This is a genomic window from Vibrio sp. MMH1-50 (assembly GCF_022347645.1).
GTDB classification, from domain to species: Bacteria; Pseudomonadota; Gammaproteobacteria; order Enterobacterales; family Vibrionaceae; genus Vibrio; species Vibrio harveyi.
In genome coordinates this window covers 437024-457892 of sequence record NZ_JAKRGG010000001.1, presented here as the reverse complement: position 1 = coordinate 457892, position 20869 = coordinate 437024, and the positions used below count along the sequence as shown (strand labels likewise).

Genomic DNA, 20869 nt, shown 5'->3' with positions numbered 1-20869 from the left:
TTTTAAAGCTATTATCGTTCCAACAGAACGATAATGAATTGACTGTGCCAAGTCCGAAGACTTGATTGGTCACTTCGTTTCATTGAAACCTAATTTGAAGCCGAAGCTTCTAATTGGATTATCATCAACGAGTGCCCACACAGATTGATAGGTTCTTATTTTTAAAGAGCAGACTTTGAAGTTCTCTTCAAAGTGGACGGTCATTTTAGCGAGATAACTTGCCGTGTCAAACACTTTTTTAAGTTATTTCTCTGTGAGTTAACTTCTAACTCACTGACCTTGTCATCTTGGTTTCGCTTAGCTTGCTTTCCCGTGACAACGGAGGCGCATTATAGGGAGTTCCCTAAGGAACACAAGCCTATTTTTCAAAAAAACTTGGCTTTTTAGTTCGTTCGTATAGAAAACAAACAAAACTCAATAAAAGTGTATTAAAAAGGGGGCTATCGCCCCCTAAAGTTTGAACTTTATCCCACTTTTCAGTGCATCAATGCAATTATTGATGAGCAATGATTTGGTCATTGCTAACAATCAGCTGTACTTTCTTGTCTGGTAATATCTCTCCAGCCAAAATCGACTTCGCTAATGGGTTTTCTACATTCTGTTGAATTGCACGTTTTAAAGGTCGTGCACCATATACTGGGTCGAAGCCAACTTGGGCGATCAAATCGAGGGCTTTATCAGATACCTCAAATTGGTAGCCTTTTTCTTCTAAACGTTTAGCCAAACGTTCTAGTTGAATAGACGCAATAGATTTAATGTGTTCTTGACCTAGTGGGTGGAAGACGACACTTTCATCAACACGGTTTAAGAATTCCGGACGGAAGTGTTTGCTTACAACATCCATCACCTCATTCTTGATTCCTTGGTAATCCAGAGTAGCAAAGTTCTCTTGAATACGAGCCGAACCTAGGTTCGATGTCATAATGACGACCGTGTTACGGAAATCCACCGTACGACCTTGTCCGTCAGTTAAGCGTCCGTCATCTAATACTTGCAGTAGAATATTGAACACATCAGGGTGAGCCTTTTCTACTTCATCTAATAAGATGACGGAATAAGGTTTACGACGAACCGCTTCAGTTAAGTAGCCCCCCTCTTCATAGCCGACATAACCCGGAGGCGCACCAACCAGCCTTGCCACAGAGTGTTTCTCCATGAACTCTGACATATCGATACGTACCATGGCATCTTCACTATCAAACATGAAGCTAGCGAGTGTCTTACACAGCTCTGTTTTACCTACGCCTGTTGGACCTAAGAATAAGAAGGAACCAATTGGTTTATTTGGATCGGATAAACCAGCTCGGCTACGACGGATAGCATTCGATACCACCTCAACCGCTTCAGCCTGGCCAATGACACGTTTATGCAGAACATCTTCCATACGGAGTAATTTCTCTTTTTCTGCTTCAAGCATTTTTGAAACAGGAATACCCGTCTGCTTAGAAAGCACTTCTGCAATTTCATTGTCAGTAACCTTATTACGCAGTAGCGTCATCTCTTGCATTTCTGCTTGAGTTGCTAGGTCTAATTGCTTTTCTAATTCAGGAATACGTCCATACTGCAGCTCAGACATACGGTTTAAGTCACCAGCACGACGAGCAAAGTCCATATCCATACGAGCTTGTTCTAACTCACCTTTAATATGTTGCGTACCTGATAGCGCTGCTTTTTCAGCATTCCACACTTCTTCAAGCTCTGCATACTCACGCTCTTTCTCGTTCAACTCATCGTTAAGCACATCCAAACGTTTTTCACTCGCTTCATCATGCTCGTTGCTCAGCGCTTGCTGTTCGATTTTCAGTTGAATGATTTTGCGCTCAAGTTTGTCTAGCGACTCTGGTTTAGAGTCAATTTGTAGACGAATACTAGAAGCGGCTTCATCAATTAAATCGATCGCTTTGTCGGGTAGTTGACGATCAGAAACATAACGATGCGACAAGCTAGCCGCCGCAACAATCGCCGGATCTGTAATTTCTACGTGATGGTGAAGCTCATAGCGTTCTTTTAAACCACGCAGAATTGCAATGGTATCCTCAACACTTGGCTCATCCACCAGCACTTTTTGGAAACGACGCTCAAGCGCAGCATCTTTCTCTATATACTGACGGTATTCATCTAGTGTTGTAGCGCCCACACAATGAAGTTCACCACGAGCCAGCGCTGGTTTTAGCATGTTACCGGCATCCATAGAGCCTTCACCTTTACCTGCACCAACCATAGTATGAAGCTCATCAATAAACAGAATGACGTTGCCTTCTTCTTTGGCTAGTTCATTCAATACCGACTTCAAGCGCTCTTCAAATTCACCACGGTACTTCGCGCCCGCAACAAGTGCGCCCATATCTAATGAAAGCACTCGGCGACCACGTAGCCCCTCTGGAACTTCATTATTAATGATGCGCTGAGCCAAACCTTCTACGATTGCTGTTTTACCAACACCTGGTTCACCAATGATTACAGGGTTGTTTTTAGTACGGCGTTGCAATACTTGGATGGTACGACGAATTTCGTCATCACGACCAATAACCGGATCCAACTTACCCTGCTCTGCACGTTCAGTAAGGTCTATGGTGAACTTTTCCAACGCTTGTCGAAGTTCTTCCGCATTCGGGTCATTAACCTTTTGGCCACCTCTGATCTTTTCGATCGCTTGACTCACTTTTTGCTCGGTCAAGCCCATCTCTTTCAATAACTGACCAAGTGGACCACGGTCTTCTAATGCTGCAAGCAAGAAGACTTCGGAGGAAATGTAGGAGTCCTGACGCTTTTGAGCCACTTTGTCACACAAATTGAAAAGCGTACCCATAGAGCTAGACAGCTGAACATCACCACCGATGCCACTGACTTTAGGCAGTCGATCTAACATTTCGCTCAATTTAGAGCGTAGATGAGTCACGTCAACATCTAACATTGTTAGCAGTGGACGAATTGGGCTACCGTTCTGATCAAGCAATGCCACCATTAGGTGCACTGGTTCGATATATTGATGATCGCGCCCTAACGCTAGTGACTGAGCATCAGAGATAGCGATTTGAAACTTGCTTGTGAATCTATCAAGACGCATATCTTCCTTCCTAACCTCAACTGAAGAAAATTCTTTTGACAGTTAGAAAGATGGATACGCAGAGAGGGAATTTCAAGGGAGAGAACTAATAAAGATAGCTTTGCAAAAATGAAGCTATGCATCTTTGTACTTTTGGGTTGTAGTGGTTAGTCCTCGATCCAAATAAAAGTCGCTTGTCTACCCGTCACACCATCACGACGATATGAGTAAAAATCTTCTCTATTTTGGAAAGTGCACAATCCGGAATCAAATACTTGAGTGACCCCAGCTTTGTTAAGACGTTGAGTTGCAAGCTTGGACATATCAGCCAGCCACTTACCTTCAACATTACGAGGTGTAAATGCTTGATGCGCTTGAGAGTCAAAATCTAAAAAGGATTGTAAGACATCCTCACCCACTTCAAATGCTTGAGGTCCAATTGCAGGACCAAGCCACGCTATTACTTCACCAGAAAATAGCGCTAGTGCATTTTCAACAATACCATTTGCTAAACCGCGCCAACCAGCATGCACGGCTGCCACTTGGCTGCCCTGTGTATTGGTTAATAGAACAGGTAAACAATCTGCAGTCATCGCAGAACAGACAATATTATTTGAAGAAGTAAACACACCATCAGCGTCAAGTACTTGTGTTGTTGGTGTGCTAACCTGAACTACCACAGTAGAGTGAGTTTGATTCAACCAAATTGGCGCATTTGGCATATTCGCTTGTTGCGCCAACCAATTACGGTTCTTCTCTACTATAGACGCATCATCCCCAACATGCGCACCAAGGTTCAACCCTTGATATGGCGAAGTCGAAAAGCCTCCGACTCTTGTAGAGGCGAAAGCTTTAACATTTTTCGGCGCGGACCAATTGGGAACAATCGTCTTCATATTAGAACTCGTCAGGTAGACCGAACTCTTCTGTATCTTTACGCAGCGCTTCTGTCATCTCTACCATGTCATCAGGAACTGGAGCGTGGAACTCTAGCTCTTCACCAGTGATAGGATGTTCGAAACGTAGCATTACCGCGTGCAATGCTTGACGATCAAAACCACGAATCATGGCTGTTAGCTCTTCCGATGCACCTGTTGGGATACGAGCACGACCGCCATAAGCAGTATCACCGAGTAGCGGATGCTGTAGGTAAGACATATGAACACGGATTTGGTGCGTGCGACCGGTTTCTAGACGAAGACGGATACGTGTGTGTTCACGGAAATGCTCTGCAACACGGTAATGCGTTACCGCCGGTTTACCCAGAGGCGCAACTGCCATTAGCGTACGCTTAGTCGAGTGACGGCCAATTGGCTGATCCACTTTACCACCCGCCGTCATACGACCGATTGCAATCGCTTCGTACTCACGGGTGATGTTACGTTTTTGCAAAGCGCGAACCAGACGAGTTTGTGCCGGAACAGTTTTCGCAACCACCATCAGACCAGTGGTGTCTTTATCTAGACGGTGTACGATACCTGCACGAGGTACTTCGGCGATGTCTGGGTAGTGATGCAGCAATGCGTTTAGTACTGTGCCGTCTGGTGTACCCGCTCCTGGGTGTACAACAAAATCACGAGGCTTGTTGATTACGATGATATCTTCATCTTCGTAGACGATATCTAGCGGGATATCTTGTGCTTCCCAGCGTTCTTCATCTTCCAGCTCGGCTTGCAAGGTAATTTCCTCACCACCCATTACTTTGGTGCGAGGTTTAGTGACAACTTCACCATTCACTTGTACCTTCCCGTCAAGCAACCACTCTTTCAAGCGAGAACGAGAGAAGTCCGCGAACAATTCGGCGATAGCTTGGTCTAAACGTTGACCTAACTGGCTATCTTTTACGGTGTTGGTTAAAACAATCTGCTGAGCCATATCGAACTTTTTTAAAAACTGTGAGACTAATGCTCACGACTGTGGAAAAATAGACTATTACGTCATTGTATCTGTTACTGGAAAGAAAGTAACGGCAGCTTAAGAAATATTTAGATTCAAGGAACAGACTCCTGATATGAAACATCAGACTTTAACAGGCCTTTTAGCGGTATCCCTTCTGTTTGGCTGTGCAAGCAAAGAAGAAATCGTTCCTGATGTGCCACCTTCTGAACTGTATGCAGACGCGCAAACTTCTCTGCAAAGCGGTAACTGGCTTTCTGCCATCGAGAAATTAGAAGCTTTGGATTCGCGTTACCCGTTTGGTGCCTACTCTGAGCAGGTACAACTTGACCTTATCTACGCGTACTACAAAAACGACGACCTAGCACTCGGTCTAGCAACTATTTCTCGCTTTATGCGTTTGAACCCGACTCATGAAAAAATGGACTGGGTATTGTACATGCGTGGTTTGAGCCACATGGCACAAGATCGTAACTTCATGCATGACCTATTTAACGTTGATCGCAGTGACCGTGACCCAGAGCCCGTTAAGAAAGCATTTGATGATTTCAAAAAACTGCTAGAGCGTTACCCGAACAGCCCATACGCGGAAGATTCACAGAAACGCATGGTGGCGCTGAAGAACCGTCTTGCAAACTACGATCTTGCGACAGCAGATTTCTACTTGCGTCGTGAAGCTTGGATTGCGGCGATTAACCGTTCTCAAGAGCTTCAAAAGACTTTCCCTGATACAGAAGCAGCTCGCAAGTCGCTTGAGATTCAACTAGAAGCTTACAAACAGTTGAAACTGGATGACGCCGTTGCCAGAACGGAAGAGCTTATCAAGCTAAACCCAGCAAACTAATCCTCAACCGCCACAGCTCAAACTGTGGCGGTTTTGTTTTCCCTTCTTATTTTTGCTCCACCCGCTAACTTGATGATTTTTTGAGCGCTACTTATGCTTAAAGTTCTCCTTCACCATCAACATGGATGTGAACGTGACATTATCAAAGTTATGGATAGGATTGCTGCTTCTACTCTCAGCATCGAGCTTTTCTCTTGAGCTCTCCCCTCTTAGACAACCACCTTACACGGGGGATCTGGATGTCATTAAAGAGAAAAATGTTTTACGCGTATTAGTGTCTGCCGACCTTGGTTTCTATTACATAGAAGGTGGAGAACCAAAAGGCATTGGTGCAGAACTATTGGCTCATTTCGAAAAAGAGCTCCGTAAGCTCAAACCAAAACTCAACATTCAAATTATCCCAGTTTCACGCGATGAGTTGCTACCTTCTCTTGAGCAAGGTTTAGGGGATTTAGTGGTTGCCAATCTCACCATTACCGATGCACGCAAGAAGCTGGTCGATTTTAGCGATCCTGCTATTACAGGGATTGAAGAATGGGTCATCACTAACAAAAAAACACCAGCAATGACGAAGATTGAACAACTGAGTGGCAAAGAAATTTGGGTTCGTGCCAGTTCAAGTTATTTCGAGAGCATTCAGGTATTAAACAAACAGCTTAATAAAAAAGGCTTACCACCAGTGGTGGTGCACTTTATTGAAGAGACGCTGCAAGACTATGAACTGGTAGGAATGCTAAACAATGGCTATATCAAAGCTATCGTACTTGATAGCCACAAAGCCAAGCTGTGGATGAACTTTATGGATGACATCCGAGCACACACCAAGATTCCGATTAGAGAAGGGGGTGAAATTGGTTGGGCCATGCGCCACAACAGCCCGGAGCTAAGAAAAGCGGTCAACAAGTTCATCCAAACTTCCAAGTCAGGAACACTACTGGGCAACGTCATTTATGGAAAATACATCGATAACACCAATTGGCTCAACAAAGCACTGAACCCCAAAAAGATTGCTCAGCTTGAAAAGCTCTCATCACTGTTTGCTAAGTATGGGGAGAAGTACGACTTTGACTACCTCCTCATCGCAGCGGTGGCCTATCAGGAGTCAGGGTTCGATAACAGTCTAGTATCAAGCCGTGGTGCCGTTGGTATTATGCAAATCTTACCGAGTACGGCGAGTGACCCTAATGTGAACATTAAGAATGTCCGTAATCTAGAGAACAACGTTCATGCAGGGGTGAAATACTTAGCGTTTCTTCGCCGGTATTACTTCAGTGATAGCAACATAACTAAAGAGAACAAGCTCTACTTAACGTTAGCTGCATACAATGCTGGACCTGGAAACATTGAGAGAATGCGTAAACGTGCCGCTCAGCAAGGTTACGATCCGAATGTATGGTTCAATAATGTGGAGGTCGTAACACGTAGAAGCTTAGGGGAAACCATCAGGTACGTAACGAATGTGAACCGCTACTACGTGATCTACAAACAGTTAGAAAGTCTCGACCTAGCAAAAACTCTCGATAATGTTCTGCTTGTGCCTGATGACCCTGTCTTTATGACGCCATTGCGCAGCGTCAGCCAAACGCCTCAATTGAAAACACACTAGCTAGAAACCAAAAACGCCGCTCATTTGTTGAGCGGCGTTTTTGAATCTAACTTATTCTGCACTTTAAGAGTGATCTGATTCACATCTTTGATCTGGTTAATTTTTAACTAACTAGAATTACAGGCCGTATAACTCCCCTAAAAACGGGTTAGTTTTCAGCTCAGTACTCTATCCAATCTAATGATTTCGAATCCGATAACAAGCAATTTTCACATAAATCTCAGCAGTTCTTGAGTGAGATCACATTCATTTTTCATCTCGAAAAACCCATCCAAAAAAGCGATCTAGATCACATTCTTTTCTCCTCAAAGCGGTAATCTGAACTCAACCCATGAGGGATGAAACAGAGGAAAAACATTTATGACAATGAACATTACTGGTAAAAACATCGAAATCACCTCTGCAATCCGCGCTCATATTGAGAGCAAATTTAAAAAGCTGGAGAAATGGCAAGTAGACATCATTGGATGCCAAGCAACATTCAGCGAGGAACCAAACAAACAGAAGAAATTCGAAGCCGTTATTAAAGTTCCTAAAGGCCAGCTAATCGCCTCAGCAACTCACGAAGATCTTTACGCAGCTATTAATGAAGTGGAGCAAAAACTAGAACGACAACTGAATAAGCTGACCCACAAACCTGAAGCTCGACGTGCGAATAAGCCTGAGCTAGTGGAAGAAGAAGAGTAAAACGTCCAGATTGAGGAAGTAGCGCCGAAAGGCGCTATTTTTTTGCTTGACGCTCCCCGCCTGCTTGCTTATTGTGTTTAAACACTCACAAATTAAGCACTATTTATGCACTCAACTAACCTGTTTCTTTTTGACTTCTTTTTCCTTCCATAGTTGGAGGGGCTAACTCGTTTGTGAAAGAAAAGTCAAAAACAAACAGAAAGCCTCCCAAATCGGGGGGCTTTTTTTATAAGGAAAGAATTGATGACTGACCAACCTATTTCCCTGGAAGAAATTCGTTTACGTTTGAATGAACTCGATGACGAGTTATTAAGCCTGCTGTCCGAACGCCGTAAGCTCAGCATTGAAGTCGCTAAAAGCAAAGTTCAAACTTCGAAACCTGTTCGTGATGCCGTCCGTGAACAACAGCTTCTAGTAAAACTGATCACCAATGGTCGTGATAAATACGAACTCGACGCTCAGTACATCACCAAACTTTTCCATACCATCATTGAAGACTCGGTCCTTCTTCAACAAAGCTACCTACAAAACCTTGTTAACCCACAGCAAAGCCGTAAGCCACTTGCTCGTGTTGCTTTTCTTGGTGCGAAAGGCTCTTACTCACACCTTGCAAGTCGCGAATACTTCAGCCGCAAGAACACAGAGTTAATTGAACTCAACTGTGAACACTTCAAAGAAGTGACTCAAACGGTCGAATCAGGTCATGCTGATTATGGTGTGCTGCCAATTGAAAACACCAGTTCAGGCTCGATCAATGAAGTCTACGACCTACTGCAACACACAACGCTGTACATCGTTGGTGAACTGACTCAACCAATTGAACATTGCTTGGTGGCAACCAAAGACATTCGTCTTGAGAACATCAAAACGCTTTACTCTCATCCACAACCACACCAACAATGCAGCGAGTTCCTGAGTCGCATGAAAGGCGTGAAACTAGAATCTTGTGCAAGTACTGCAGATGCGATGCAAAAAGTGCAAGAGCTCAATCGTGATGATGTAGCGGCAATCGGTAATGCTTCAAGCGGTAAGCTTTATGGTCTACAAGCGATTCAGGGCAATATCGCAAACCAAACCGAAAACCACACACGCTTTATCGTAGTTGCGCGTAAACCAGTAGAAGTATCGACACAGATCCCTGCAAAAACCACACTGATCATGTCGACTTCTCAAGAAGCAGGCTCACTGGTTCAAACGCTATTGGTACTTCAACGTTACGGCATCAATATGACCAAACTAGAATCACGTCCAATCATGGGTAACCCATGGGAAGAAATGTTCTACGTTGACCTTGAATCTCATCTTGGTTCGAACGAAATGCAACAGGCAATTGATGAGCTAACTAAAATCACTAAGCACTTGAAAGTTCTAGGTTGTTATCCAAGTGAGAACGTGAAACCGACTCAAGTTAAACTGAGCTAAAAGACATCCGTAGGTAAAAAGATCATGGCAGGCCAAAAAGTCGTTATCGCATCACTTAACCCAGCGAAAATCAAAGCCGTAGAGAGTGCTTTTCACAGCGCTTTCCCTGAGCAGAAGTTTGAATTCATTGGGGTCAGCGTTCCAAGTGAAGTCGCAGATCAACCAATGACAAATGATGAAACGCACCTCGGAGCTCTGAATCGCGTTCGTAACGCTAAAGCCGAAATAACGAATGCCGATTTCTATGTCGGTTTAGAAGCAGGTATTGAAGGGAAAGTCACATTTGCTTGGATGGTGATTGAATCTGATACGCATCGCGGGGAATCTCGCTCTGCAAGCTTGATGTTGCCACCAGAAGTACTACAGAAGCTTAAATATGCCAATGAACTTGGTGATGTGATGGATGAAGTGTTTGGTACCGACAACATCAAACAGAAAGGTGGTGCAATTGGGTTGCTAACTCAAAACCAACTGACTCGTAGCTCGGTGTATCATCAAGCTTTGATTCTGGCGTTGATTCCATTTACGAATCCCGAGCACTTCCCTGCGAATTTATAACTGCTTTTGGACTCATGGCTAAATAATACACGAATTAAAAAGGGCGGTTTTTCCGCCCTTTTTACTGTCTATGATATAGAAACTCAAACGACCTTACTGAGCACCTTGCTCGAGCAACGTCTTGAGTTTGTCCTTATCGATTTCCGACTTTGACTTCAACTCATTTGAGCCGCGAGTGATAGTTGCTATGCCAACACCCAGCATTTGACTGATTTGACGTTGAGAAAGCTCACCTTTCAGCAATTCATTCAGAATGTTCACACGTGCGGTGAGTGATTCTCTCTCATCCGGTGTCATTAGCATGGTCAACAACATCTCATGTTGCTGGTTATCCACACTTGAGCGGATCAATTCAACAATCTGCTGCCAGTCTTTGTACTCAGGTTCGTGTGACATCAAGTTACCTCACTCAATACTTGGTATTGATCTCATTTGGGGTCAAGAACGCACCATCGACACCTAAAAGGTCACGGTAATACGTTTCAAACATCAAAATGTTCTGCACATAACCGCGAGTCTCTTTAAACGGAATCGCTTCAATAAAGGAATAAGCGTCCACTTTTCCTTGGGTTCGCTCTCGCCACGTTTTTACTCGGTTAGGTCCTGCATTATAAGCGGCGAGCGCAAAAATACGATTATTATCGTAATCCTCCATTAACCCTTGTAAGTAATGACTACCGATTTCAATATTCTTACCTACATTGTACAAGTCTTCCGTGCCTTGGTATTTAAGCTTATATTTACGAGCAGTGTACTTCGCGGTTGCAGGCATAATTTGCATCAAGCCACGAGCGCCAACGGGTGAGCGAGCCTCAGAGTCCAGTGCACTTTCTTGTCGAGCCAAAGACATCATAGTAATAGGATCGATGTTATGTTTCTCGGCATAGAAATTAAACCACCAGCGGTGAGCGACAGGAAAACGCAGAGGAATGTTGTCCCACATTTTAGCTTGAATACTCGCTGTTACCGTTAAATTATGCCAACGTTTAGAAGCAGCATAAGCCGCCAACATCTTTTTCTCTTCTTTACCAACACGACGCAGCAAATGTGCCCATTCACTTTTGGCAGCAGCAATTTTGTCGGTTTCAATCAACTCTTCAATTCGCACTAACGATTTTTGGTAAGGTTGAACCACCTTTTTATCGAGCTTCACGCTACTCGATGGATACTTAATCGACTGACCAATCGCATTCGCTGCAGCAACACTATAAAAATTCCGTTGACCCGCCAATTTAGCCAAGCGCTGTTTGCCCGCGACTTTATCACCCAACGCCATCTCACTGCGTCCTAACCAGTATTGCCACCGAAGCGTCGCTTGTTCTTTTTCATTTAAAACTGCAATCCACTTCTGTACCCCTTTCCAATCACCATTTTGAATCGATAAACGAATGCGGCTTTCAATCAAGGGTAAATTCTTACTCGATCTCGTCTTATCATCACGCCATTGAGCCAACGAATCTGACTCGGTACGAATCAAACGAATCGCAATATAGTCAGCTAATGCTTGTGCTTTCTCTGGTGAAAACTTCTGTCCTTTCACAACGATTGCGTAAGCGTCTTGCGCCTTTTTTGTATCCTTACGCGCTAGTTTTTCTAACGCGAATTCACTTTGAGCACGGTTGAAATCATTAGCAGGTTGTTTCTTAGCAAATGCAGCGACCGTTTCTGGTTTATCAAACAGTGCCTTCATCGCTTTGGCTTGCTGCTGCGCCTTGCTTGATTTAGGCAGTTTTTGTAGGTAACTCAATAAACCACCGTTACGCGCATCAAACGCCAGCAACATGCGTTGTAAGATAAGTTCATCAGAGCGCTCACCCGCTTTATCCCACGCAGAGAATAATGGGTCACACTCATCTGCAATGCTGCTGCCACGCAACCACATGTGTTCTGCACCTTTGAACGCAGCCACTTGTTTGCCTTGATTTAATTGGGCGACGTAAAAAATACATTGATAGCGCTCACCACTTGGTTCCACTCTCTGAAACTCAGTAATGGTTTTCCAATCTTTCTGACGATAAAGGTTATCTAAGTAAGGGGCACGAATTCGACGCGAGAATGGAAAAGCCTCATGGTCTTTAATAAATTCGTCTACCTGTTGTGGAGGCTTACTCGATAATTGCCTCAGAAACACCCGATAATCCACATAAGGAGTCAGTGGATAGTTGGCGATTTTTGAACGGATAGATAAGTAACCATCAATGTCATTCTTATCTAATAGGTCTTGAGCTTGTTCATAGACCTGGCGCTGCTTTTCTAAACTCAGCGCAGCGTTTGCTGATACGCTAACCGCACATAAAGCGGCTGCATAACATACTCTTTTAGCCAATTCAGATACGTTGAATCTCATGTGCGTCATTTTCCTCAGACGTTTATCACTCCATGCCTTACTAATGAAGAATACAAAGCGTAGTAAGTCATAAAGCATATGCATCTATTTACACCGTATTAAGTTCTCATTGTAAAGCGACTTGATGTAATAAATGTTGTACTCGTGAAACTTTAGAACCCTTAAAGACAAATAGATTCCCAACAATCCATTCTTCCTGATGAATCGCAGCACATTGAATTAAGGGTGAACAAGAAAAGTGTATACCCTAAAGTTGTGAGTTTCCGGTCAGCAATGAAGAAGAAATCACATGAGCGGCGAATTTCTTGCAATGCGGTAACAAAACTCAAGGAGTTGGTATAAAATAGACGCTTTGAATGACAGTTAATTTAGGAACGATCGGCAATGGCTGAATACGTATATACCATGTCGCGGGTGAGCAAAATCGTGCCACCTAAGCGTCAAATTCTTAAAGACATCTCTCTAAGCTTCTTCCCAGGTGCAAAAATCGGTGTTCTAGGTCTGAACGGTGCGGGTAAATCAACTCTGCTACGTATCATGGCGGGCATCGATACTGATATCGATGGTGAAGCACGTCCACAACCTGGTCTAAACGTAGGTTACCTACCTCAGGAGCCAGTACTAGACGAATCAAAAACCGTTCGTGAAGTGGTTGAAGAAGCGGTATCTGATGTTGCAGACGCGCTGAAGCGTTTGGATGCGGTATATGCTGCGTATGCAGAACCAGACGCAGACTTCGATGCACTTGCAAAAGAGCAAGGCGAACTAGAAGCGCTAATTCAAGCGAAAGACGGTCATAACCTAGACAACGCGCTAGAGCGTGCGGCAGATGCACTTCGTCTACCTGAGTGGGATCAAAAGATTGCAAACCTATCTGGTGGTGAACGTCGCCGTGTTGCTATCTGTCGCCTTCTTCTAGAGAAGCCAGACATGCTACTACTAGACGAACCAACCAACCACTTGGATGCTGAGTCTGTTGCATGGCTAGAGCGCTTCCTAGTTGATTACACAGGCACTGTAGTTGCGATTACCCACGACCGTTACTTCCTAGATAACGCTGCGGGTTGGATCCTAGAACTTGACCGTGGTGAAGGTATTCCATGGGAAGGTAACTACACGTCTTGGCTAGAGCAAAAAGATGCACGTCTACAACAAGAAGCATCTCAAGAAAAAGCTCGTCAAAAGACCATTGAGAAAGAACTTGAATGGGTTCGTCAAAACCCTAAAGGTCGTCAAGCGAAGTCTAAAGCACGTATGGCGCGCTTTGAAGAGCTGCAAAACACTGACCACCAAAAACGTAACGAAACCAACGAGCTGTTCATCCCACCGGGTGAGCGTCTAGGTGATAAAGTTATCGAAGTGAACAACCTGACGAAATCATTCGACGGTCGCGTTCTTATTGATGACCTATCATTCAGCATGCCTAAGGGTGCAATCGTAGGTATTATCGGTGCCAACGGTGCTGGTAAATCGACCCTATTCAAGATGCTAAGCGGCACAGAACAGCCTGATTCAGGTACGATTGAGCTAGGTGAAACCGTGAAGCTAGCGTCTGTTGAGCAGTTCCGCGACTCAATGAACGACAAGAACACCGTATTTCAAGAAATTTCTGAAGGTGCTGATATCATCAAGATCAACAACTTCGAAATTCCTGCACGTGCTTACTGTTCTCGCTTCAACTTCAAAGGTTCAGATCAACAGAAGATTATCGGCGAACTGTCTGGTGGTGAGCGTAACCGTGTACACCTTGCTAAGCTTCTTAAAGCTGGCGGTAACGTACTATTACTCGATGAGCCAACCAACGACCTTGACGTTGAAACACTACGTGCGCTAGAAGAAGCTCTACTAGAGTTCCCTGGCTGTGCAATGGTTATCTCGCACGACCGCTGGTTCCTAGACCGTATCGCGACACACATCATCGACTACCGCGATGAAGGTCAAGTTAACTTCTACGAAGGTAACTATAACGAGTACATGGAATGGCTGAAGAAGACGCTTGGTCCTGAAGCGGCTGAGCCACACCGTATAAAATACAAGCGCGTATCGAAGTAATTTCGACCGCAGGTTGATGTGCGGTATTTCACCTTACATCTCACCTTTGCTTGTAATTCGTACAAAGGTCGCTATCATAGCGACCTTTGTTGTATGTGTTGCATAAATAGCTCAAATGCCCTTGTAGCATGTAAAGAGCCTAACCTTTAGCCAGCATAACTCTGTAGCATTTTCGACATTTCAAACACAAAAATCGAACATTTTTTGTTCTATTTGGTATAGTCTTGCCATTGTTTGACACTTTACGAGAAAGCTCTATGACGGAAAGACGACGCTTTTCACGCATCATCTACCAAGTACCAGCCTTAATTGAACAGAGAGATTTGGTAATACCAGCTACCATTCAAGACCTTTCTTTACATGGCTTGTTATTAAAAGCTGAAGATGCAAAAAAACTGAATTTATTACAGCCCGTAGAAGTCGGTTTTTCGTTTATTCAATCAGAGCAAACCATGCGATTAAATGCTGACGTCATTTCAATTGCAGACAATGAAGTTCGGCTAAAGATCAGCAACATAGACATCGACAGTATTAGCCAATTAAAACGATTCATAGAATTGAATGTAGGCAATAACGAGCTCCTAAATCGAGAGTTAGAACACCTTTCGGATTTAGGGGAAGAATAAACTGAACGCCTGCTTTAGTAACAATAATCATGTCTAGAAAAATCATCATGCAGATCCCAACCAAAGATGGGAATCAGCAATTTCATTTGGGTCGCCTTTCGATCCTAACCATTTGCGCATCGGTCATTGCGCTACCGGCTGTCATTGGTGGTGCTTGGTATATGAACCAAAAACAGGTTCATGACGCACAAACATTAAACCAGACCATCGCAAAGCTTGAGAGCGAGAAAGCACAAATCGCTGCATTGTACGAAGAGCAGTTGGACACCAACCATTCATTATCTCAGTCTCTGACGGACAAAAATAACCAAATACAACTTCTCGGGAAACGCGTATTTGATGTTGAATCCGTACTCGGCTTGGCAGATGAAGAGTTAATAGGTGAAGAAAGCAATCTCGCGTTAGAAGAGCGGATCGATGCAGCTGCGATAGACTCAGCGGTCAGAGCCACCATGTTTCGCTTGATACCAAACGACAGCCCGATGACCTACCAACGTATTTCATCTTCATATGGCAGTCGTATTAACCCTATTTCTGGTAAACGTCATGTTCACACCGGTATCGATCTCACCTGCAAACGCGGTGAAGAGATCCTGGCTCCAGCCGATGGGGTTGTGGAGACAGTACGACCAAGTAACAGAGGTTACGGCAACTACCTAACTCTGCGTCACTCTTTTGGTTTCTCGAGCTCTTTTGCCCACTTAAACCGTTTTAAAGTGAAAAGTGGTCAGTTCGTAAGTAAAGGTGATGTGATTGCACAATGTGGTAATTCAGGCAACTCAACTGGACCACACTTACATTATGAGGTGCGCTTCTTAGGTCGTGCGTTGAACCCTCAATATCTGATGGATTGGACACCAGAAAACTTCAACTACGCATTCGAGAAAGAGAAAAAGGTGAAATGGGGACCATTGGTTCAATTGATTGATAATGTCGTTCGTCTGCAAATCAATCTGACTAACTCACCTTACCGTGATACTAGCATCAGCACCGTATCAAGCGAAGATAAGACAGGAACCGCAACCAACTAAGGTTTTGCGCTCCTTTTCTTCACTTCACATATAAAATGAGCAGCCTCAGGGCTGCTCATTTTATCTATCAAGTCGGTGTTTATCCACGATGGATATTGTCATTCGCTTGTTTTAGCAGATTCTGACTCTCGTTCATAAATTGTTGAGAGTACTCACCAAACCAATCACTGACTTGTTCAAAGCTTTCAACAAATTCCGCTTTGTCTTTGCTATCCAAAATGCTCAGCGCCTCACCAAAACGTTGGTGGAATCGCTTAATCATATCGATGTTCTCTTGCGACGAGAGAATAATGTCACCGTAGAGGTTTGGATCTTGACCAAACAAACGCCCTACCATCGCTAACTCCAAGCGGTAAATTGGTGAGCTCAACTTTAACAACTGTTCAATGTTTGGATTCTCTTTACTTAGGTGCATACCGTAAGCAAACGAAGTGAAGTGACGCAGCGCCTGAATCAATGTCATGCCATGATCGTGCTCTTGCGCATCAATTTGGCACAGGCTTGCGCCCCAAATCCCAAACTGTTGCAATAGCCATTGGTATTGTTCGTTACCACGACCATCACAGTACACAATTACCTGTTTCGCTAAGCTTGGTACATCTGGACCAAACATAGGGTGTAAACCAACAACCGGACCTTGGTGCACATTCAACATTGCTTGCAATGGCTTAGACTTGATGGAAGTCAGGTCACAAAGAATGCAGTCTTTTGGTAGATTGCCTAGCTTTTCAATCACACCTTCTGTCAGGTGAATCGGAACAGTAACCACCACCAGCCCAGCATCTTCCAAGATGTCGTCTGCATGATCCCAGTCTTTACTGCCCAGTACTTTAACTTGGTAACCAGAAAGCTTAAACATTCGACCAAACAGACCACCTAACTGACCATTACCACCAATAATAACCACTGAGCGCAATTCTGGGTTCAAACACTTAAAACCGGAATCTTTCTCGCTGGCATAAGACTCACGCATTGTTCGACGAAGAATGTCTTCAATCAGTTGTGGAGGAATCCCCATTTTTTCAGCTTCAGCTCGTCGTGATGCCAGCATTGCCGCCTCACGATCTGGGGCATAAATTGGCAAACCGTGTTCGCTTTTTACTTCCCCTACTTTCTCTACTAGAGCCAAACGCTGAGCTAATAGCTCCAACATTTGCTTGTCGACTGCATCAATCTGATCGCGCAATGCGTTAAGTTCAACTGCCATTGATGTTCCTTAAATCCCGTGTTGTTAGCCTTTTAGACGATTCTCTAAGAAAGGCACCAGCTCTTCGTGTGCATGACGTAATAGTGCCTCAGTTGAATCCCAATTGATACATGCGTCGGTGATCGATACGCCGTATTTCATCTCTTCGAGTGGCAGGTCAGAAGATTGATTACCTTCATTGATATGGCTCTCAATCATCAAGCCAATGATTGACTTGTTTCCTTCACGGATTTGATGAATCACATCTTCTGCGACCAATGGCTGACGACGGTAATCTTTACGCGAGTTCGCATGGCTACAGTCCACCATCAGCGAAGCATCGAGACCAGACTTCGCCATCTCTTGCTCACATTCAGTCACTGATACTGAATCGTAGTTGGTTTGCTTACCTCCACGTAAAATGACATGACCATTTGGGTTGCCTTGTGTCGTTAGCAGTGCCACTTGGCCTTCACGGTTAATTCCCATGAAACGATGACTAGAAGAAGCCGCTTGCATCGCGTTAACAGCAGTTGCCAAGCTACCATCCGTACCATTCTTAAAACCAATAGGCATAGAAAGACCACTTGCCATCTCGCGGTGAGTTTGTGACTCCGTAGTGCGAGCACCGATCGCCGCCCAGCTAAAAGTATCCGCAAGGTATTGTGGGCTGATTGGATCAAGAGCTTCTGTTGCTAGCGGGATTTCCATCTCTGCCAATTCAACCAGCAGTTCACGACCAACATGCAAACCATGTTCAATGTCGAAGCTACCATCTAGGTGTGGGTCATTGATCAAACCTTTCCAACCAACCGTGGTTCGAGGTTTTTCAAAGTAAACACGCATTACAATATACAGTTGGTCGCTTAGTTGTTCTGAAAGGGCTTTTAGGCGCTTAGCGTAGTCCTTCGCTGCCTCTACGTCATGAATAGAACATGGTCCACATACAACAAGCAGACGATGATCTTTCTTGTGAATGATGTCAGCGATGGTTTGACGAGACTCTTGAATGAAACGACGTGCCTTTTCACTCAAAGGAAGCTTAACTTTTAGCTCCTCAGGCGTGATCAGTACTTGTTCTTCGCTGATGTTGATGTTGCTCAATTCACTTCTTTGCATAACTTTGACCTGTATATTTTTGTTTACACCCAACCAATTCCTTGGTGAGACAAGTAAGCTTTATCGACAAGATAACAGGCTATAAAAGAAATACAAGCGTACACAATAAAAAACATTTAGTGTAAATTTAAATTTACACGCAAAGAAAAAGCCGAAATGCAGGGCACTTCGGCTTAAAATAGGTGTTTTCGACAGTTTACGTATCCCCCCAAGTAAACCAATACTCAAGGTTTACATGGCTAACCAATCAATCGCTTCATGGCTTCAGTAGCGTCTTTCCACTCTTGAGACAACTTTAACTCGCTTAGTGTAAAGTTTTGTTTTTTCAGCAAGGCATCAGCAAGAGGAACGGAAGTAATTGGCAGGTTATCGAGTACTTCCACTTGTGCATCGCGCTTGTTACAAACTAATAGCATGTCACAACCTGCTTTTAATGCCTGTATGCCTCGCTGGGCAGGACCACCCATAATTGCGGCACCTTCCATGGTCAAATCATCAGAGAAGATCAAACCCTTAAAACCAAGTTGTTGGCGCAAGATTTTTTTTAACCAGTACTCTGAACCACTTGCAGGTTGATCATCATAATTGGGGAAAATGACATGAGCAGGCATCATCGCATCTAAGATGCCGGAATCGATTTGCGCTTTGAAAATAGCCATATCTTGCTCAAAGATATCACTGCGCTCATCGTACGGAGTCTCTAGATGTGAATCAGCAATCACACCGCCATGACCAGGAAAGTGCTTACCTGTTGTTGCCATACCGACACTCTTCATGCCATGCATGTAAGCAGAACTGTGACGCAAAATTGTGTCCATATCCTCACCAAAAGCTCGACTGCCGATCGCTTTACACTGATGGCCTTTATCCAGCACAGGCGCGAAACTTAGGTCAATGTCATGAGCTATCAGCTCTGCGGCCATCAACCAACCACCCATGCGTGCCAGTTCCTCACTATTTTGGTGCTTGGCATATTCGTCAGCCGCTGGAATGAGAGAGAAGCCTTCACGGAAACGCTGAACGCGCCCGCCCTCTTGGTCAACACCAATCAAAATCGGACGTTTCGCCGCTTTACGGATAGACTGGGTAAGAGCTTGAAGCTGCTTGCTGTCGTGGTAGTTACGTGTAAATAAAATCAAACCACCAACCGTTGGATGTTCCAAAATTTCTCTGTCTTCTGCAGTCAGTTCGTAGCCTGCAACATCAACCCATAACGGTCCCATTGTTTCTCCTCAAAATCGGCTGAATATCTCGTATTCGATGAGGTTATTCGCTTCAGAATTGCTTTACAATAAGTGAATCGAAGAATTGACGGAATCGGCTGTGAATCTTAACAATCTGTACATTGGCGTAATGTCTGGAACCAGCATGGACGGTGTGGATACGGCACTGGTAGAAATTGAAAATGACCATGTTTGCCTAATTGCGCACGATGATTACCCAATGCCGCCTCACATTAAACAAATGCTTCTGTCGATTTGCACAGGACAAGACACTAACCTGAAAGCACTTGGCGAACTGGACCACCAACTCGGGCATTTGTTTGCCGATGCCGTATTACAACTACTGAATAAATCTGGCTATTCCGCTGAGCAAGTCCGAGCCATTGGCAATCATGGTCAAACCGTTTTCCACCAGCCAACTGGCGATCTGCCCTTCACTACTCAACTGGGTGATGCCAACATCATTGCGGTCAAAACCGGTATTGATACCGTGGCAGATTTTCGACGCAAAGACATGGCGCTAGGTGGACAAGGTGCACCACTTGTTCCTGCGTTTCACAAAAGTATCTTTGCGATGCAAGACTCCACAACGGTAGTGCTTAACATCGGTGGTATTGCCAATATCTCTGTATTACATCCCGAACAGCCGGTGATTGGTTATGACACCGGTCCAGGTAATATGTTGATGGACGCATGGTGTGAGCAGAATACTGGACAAGGCTTCGACAAAGACGCCCAATTTGCTCTGCAAGGTAAGATCAATGCAGCTTTACTGGCTCAACTGTTGGAGGCTCCTTATCTTGCGATGCCACCGCCTAAAAGCACAGGGCGAGAACTGTTCAATATCGATTGGTTACATCAACAGCTAACGGATCACCGTGTCTCTGTACAAGATGTGCAACGCACACTTTGCGAATACTCGGCAATGACCATTGCTGTCGAAGTGGAAAAGTTCACTCATGGTCAAAAGCCTCAGCTTTTAGTGTGTGGTGGTGGAGCAAGAAACCCACTATTGATGCAACGTTTGGCAGCCCTTCTCCCTCAGTGGCAAGTCGCAACAACCAACGACAAGGGTGTCGACGGAGACTATATGGAAGCCATGGCTTTTGCTTGGCTTGCACAGCGCCACGTTCATGGATTGCCAAGCAACTTGCCAGAAGTGACAGGGGCAAGTCGTCTTGCTTCACTCGGTGTGCTCTATCCTAAAAACTAAATGAGTTGTTCTA

The 20869-nt window shown here is 44.4% G+C and carries 17 protein-coding genes and 1 other annotated feature; of the genes, 9 read left to right on the top strand and 8 right to left on the bottom strand.

The features are described 5' to 3' along the window. Positions 1-493: 493 nt before the first annotated feature. The 3 genes from clpB to rluD form a co-directional block, all read right to left on the bottom strand. Positions 494-3067: an ATP-dependent chaperone ClpB gene (gene clpB / locus MHO32_RS02100; RefSeq protein WP_005447963.1), complete on the bottom strand. Its 2574-nt coding sequence runs from the start codon at positions 3065-3067 to the stop codon at positions 494-496. 146 nt (positions 3068-3213) lie between these two features. After that, the gene (gene pgeF, locus MHO32_RS02095) at positions 3214-3942 is read right to left on the bottom strand and encodes a peptidoglycan editing factor PgeF (protein ID WP_239210564.1); all 729 of its coding nucleotides are present in this window, start codon (positions 3940-3942) and stop codon (positions 3214-3216) included. Between the two features lies 1 nt (position 3943). Further along, complete coding sequence (rluD, locus tag MHO32_RS02090; RefSeq protein ID WP_005447961.1) at positions 3944-4921, bottom strand: 23S rRNA pseudouridine(1911/1915/1917) synthase RluD; 978 nt, start codon at positions 4919-4921, stop codon at positions 3944-3946. Between the two features lie 136 nt (positions 4922-5057). On the opposite strand from rluD, the gene MHO32_RS02085 reads away from it, so the two are divergent. From MHO32_RS02085 to yjjX, 5 genes are all read left to right on the top strand, one after another. Then, positions 5058-5786 carry an outer membrane protein assembly factor BamD gene (locus MHO32_RS02085; RefSeq protein ID WP_005447960.1) on the top strand — a complete coding sequence of 243 codons (729 nt, stop codon included), beginning with the start codon at positions 5058-5060 and terminating at the stop codon, positions 5784-5786. A 121-nt stretch (positions 5787-5907) separates the two neighbouring features. Then, positions 5908-7392: a lytic transglycosylase F gene (locus MHO32_RS02080; RefSeq protein ID WP_009697650.1), complete on the top strand. Its 1485-nt coding sequence runs from the start codon at positions 5908-5910 to the stop codon at positions 7390-7392. Between the two features lie 360 nt (positions 7393-7752). Further along, complete coding sequence (gene hpf / locus MHO32_RS02075; RefSeq protein WP_005447957.1) at positions 7753-8079, top strand: ribosome hibernation-promoting factor, HPF/YfiA family; 327 nt, start codon at positions 7753-7755, stop codon at positions 8077-8079. Between the two features lie 108 nt (positions 8080-8187). Then, positions 8188-8309, top strand: a sequence feature (Phe leader region). A gap of 13 nt (positions 8310-8322) precedes the next feature. Beyond that, entirely contained in the window at positions 8323-9501 is a 1179-nt protein-coding gene (gene pheA / locus MHO32_RS02070; protein WP_005447956.1) for a prephenate dehydratase, read from the top strand. Positions 9502-9525: 24 nt separating this feature from the next. Next, the gene (gene yjjX / locus MHO32_RS02065) at positions 9526-10059 is read left to right on the top strand and encodes an inosine/xanthosine triphosphatase (RefSeq protein WP_009697648.1); all 534 of its coding nucleotides are present in this window, start codon (positions 9526-9528) and stop codon (positions 10057-10059) included. A 93-nt stretch (positions 10060-10152) separates the two neighbouring features. On the opposite strand, the gene trpR is transcribed toward yjjX, so the two are convergent. Together trpR and sltY are read right to left on the bottom strand one after the other, a co-directional pair. Further along, complete coding sequence (gene trpR, locus MHO32_RS02060) at positions 10153-10455, bottom strand: trp operon repressor (protein WP_038899366.1); 303 nt, start codon at positions 10453-10455, stop codon at positions 10153-10155. Positions 10456-10468: 13 nt separating this feature from the next. Continuing rightward, positions 10469-12415, bottom strand: a complete 1947-nt coding sequence (gene sltY / locus MHO32_RS02055; RefSeq protein ID WP_239210563.1) for a murein transglycosylase — start codon at positions 12413-12415, stop codon at positions 10469-10471. 375 nt (positions 12416-12790) lie between these two features. Between sltY and ettA the strand changes: the two genes are divergently transcribed. The 3 genes from ettA to MHO32_RS02040 all read left to right on the top strand — a co-directional run bounded on the left by ettA (position 12791) and on the right by MHO32_RS02040 (position 16115). Beyond that, on the top strand, positions 12791-14458 hold the full coding sequence (gene ettA / locus MHO32_RS02050; RefSeq protein WP_005447952.1) for an energy-dependent translational throttle protein EttA: 1668 nt from the start codon (positions 12791-12793) through the stop codon (positions 14456-14458). A 257-nt stretch (positions 14459-14715) separates the two neighbouring features. Next, positions 14716-15084, top strand: a complete 369-nt coding sequence (locus MHO32_RS02045; RefSeq protein WP_009697646.1) for a PilZ domain-containing protein — start codon at positions 14716-14718, stop codon at positions 15082-15084. A gap of 29 nt (positions 15085-15113) precedes the next feature. Then, a complete protein-coding gene (locus MHO32_RS02040) occupies positions 15114-16115 on the top strand; it encodes a M23 family metallopeptidase (protein WP_239210562.1) in 1002 nt (333 codons plus the stop codon). A 79-nt stretch (positions 16116-16194) separates the two neighbouring features. Here the strand turns inward: MHO32_RS02040 and tyrA are convergent, their stop codons facing one another. From tyrA to nagZ, 3 genes are all read right to left on the bottom strand, one after another. Then, the gene (gene tyrA, locus MHO32_RS02035; RefSeq protein ID WP_005447947.1) at positions 16195-17322 is read right to left on the bottom strand and encodes a bifunctional chorismate mutase/prephenate dehydrogenase; all 1128 of its coding nucleotides are present in this window, start codon (positions 17320-17322) and stop codon (positions 16195-16197) included. Between the two features lie 24 nt (positions 17323-17346). After that, positions 17347-18420, bottom strand: a complete 1074-nt coding sequence (locus tag MHO32_RS02030) for a 3-deoxy-7-phosphoheptulonate synthase (RefSeq protein ID WP_005447945.1) — start codon at positions 18418-18420, stop codon at positions 17347-17349. 239 nt (positions 18421-18659) lie between these two features. Next, complete coding sequence (nagZ, locus tag MHO32_RS02025) at positions 18660-19643, bottom strand: beta-N-acetylhexosaminidase (protein ID WP_239210561.1); 984 nt, start codon at positions 19641-19643, stop codon at positions 18660-18662. Positions 19644-19743: 100 nt separating this feature from the next. On the opposite strand from nagZ, the gene MHO32_RS02020 reads away from it, so the two are divergent. Further along, complete coding sequence (locus tag MHO32_RS02020; RefSeq protein WP_005447941.1) at positions 19744-20856, top strand: anhydro-N-acetylmuramic acid kinase; 1113 nt, start codon at positions 19744-19746, stop codon at positions 20854-20856. The last annotated feature ends 13 nt before the right edge of the window (positions 20857-20869 follow it).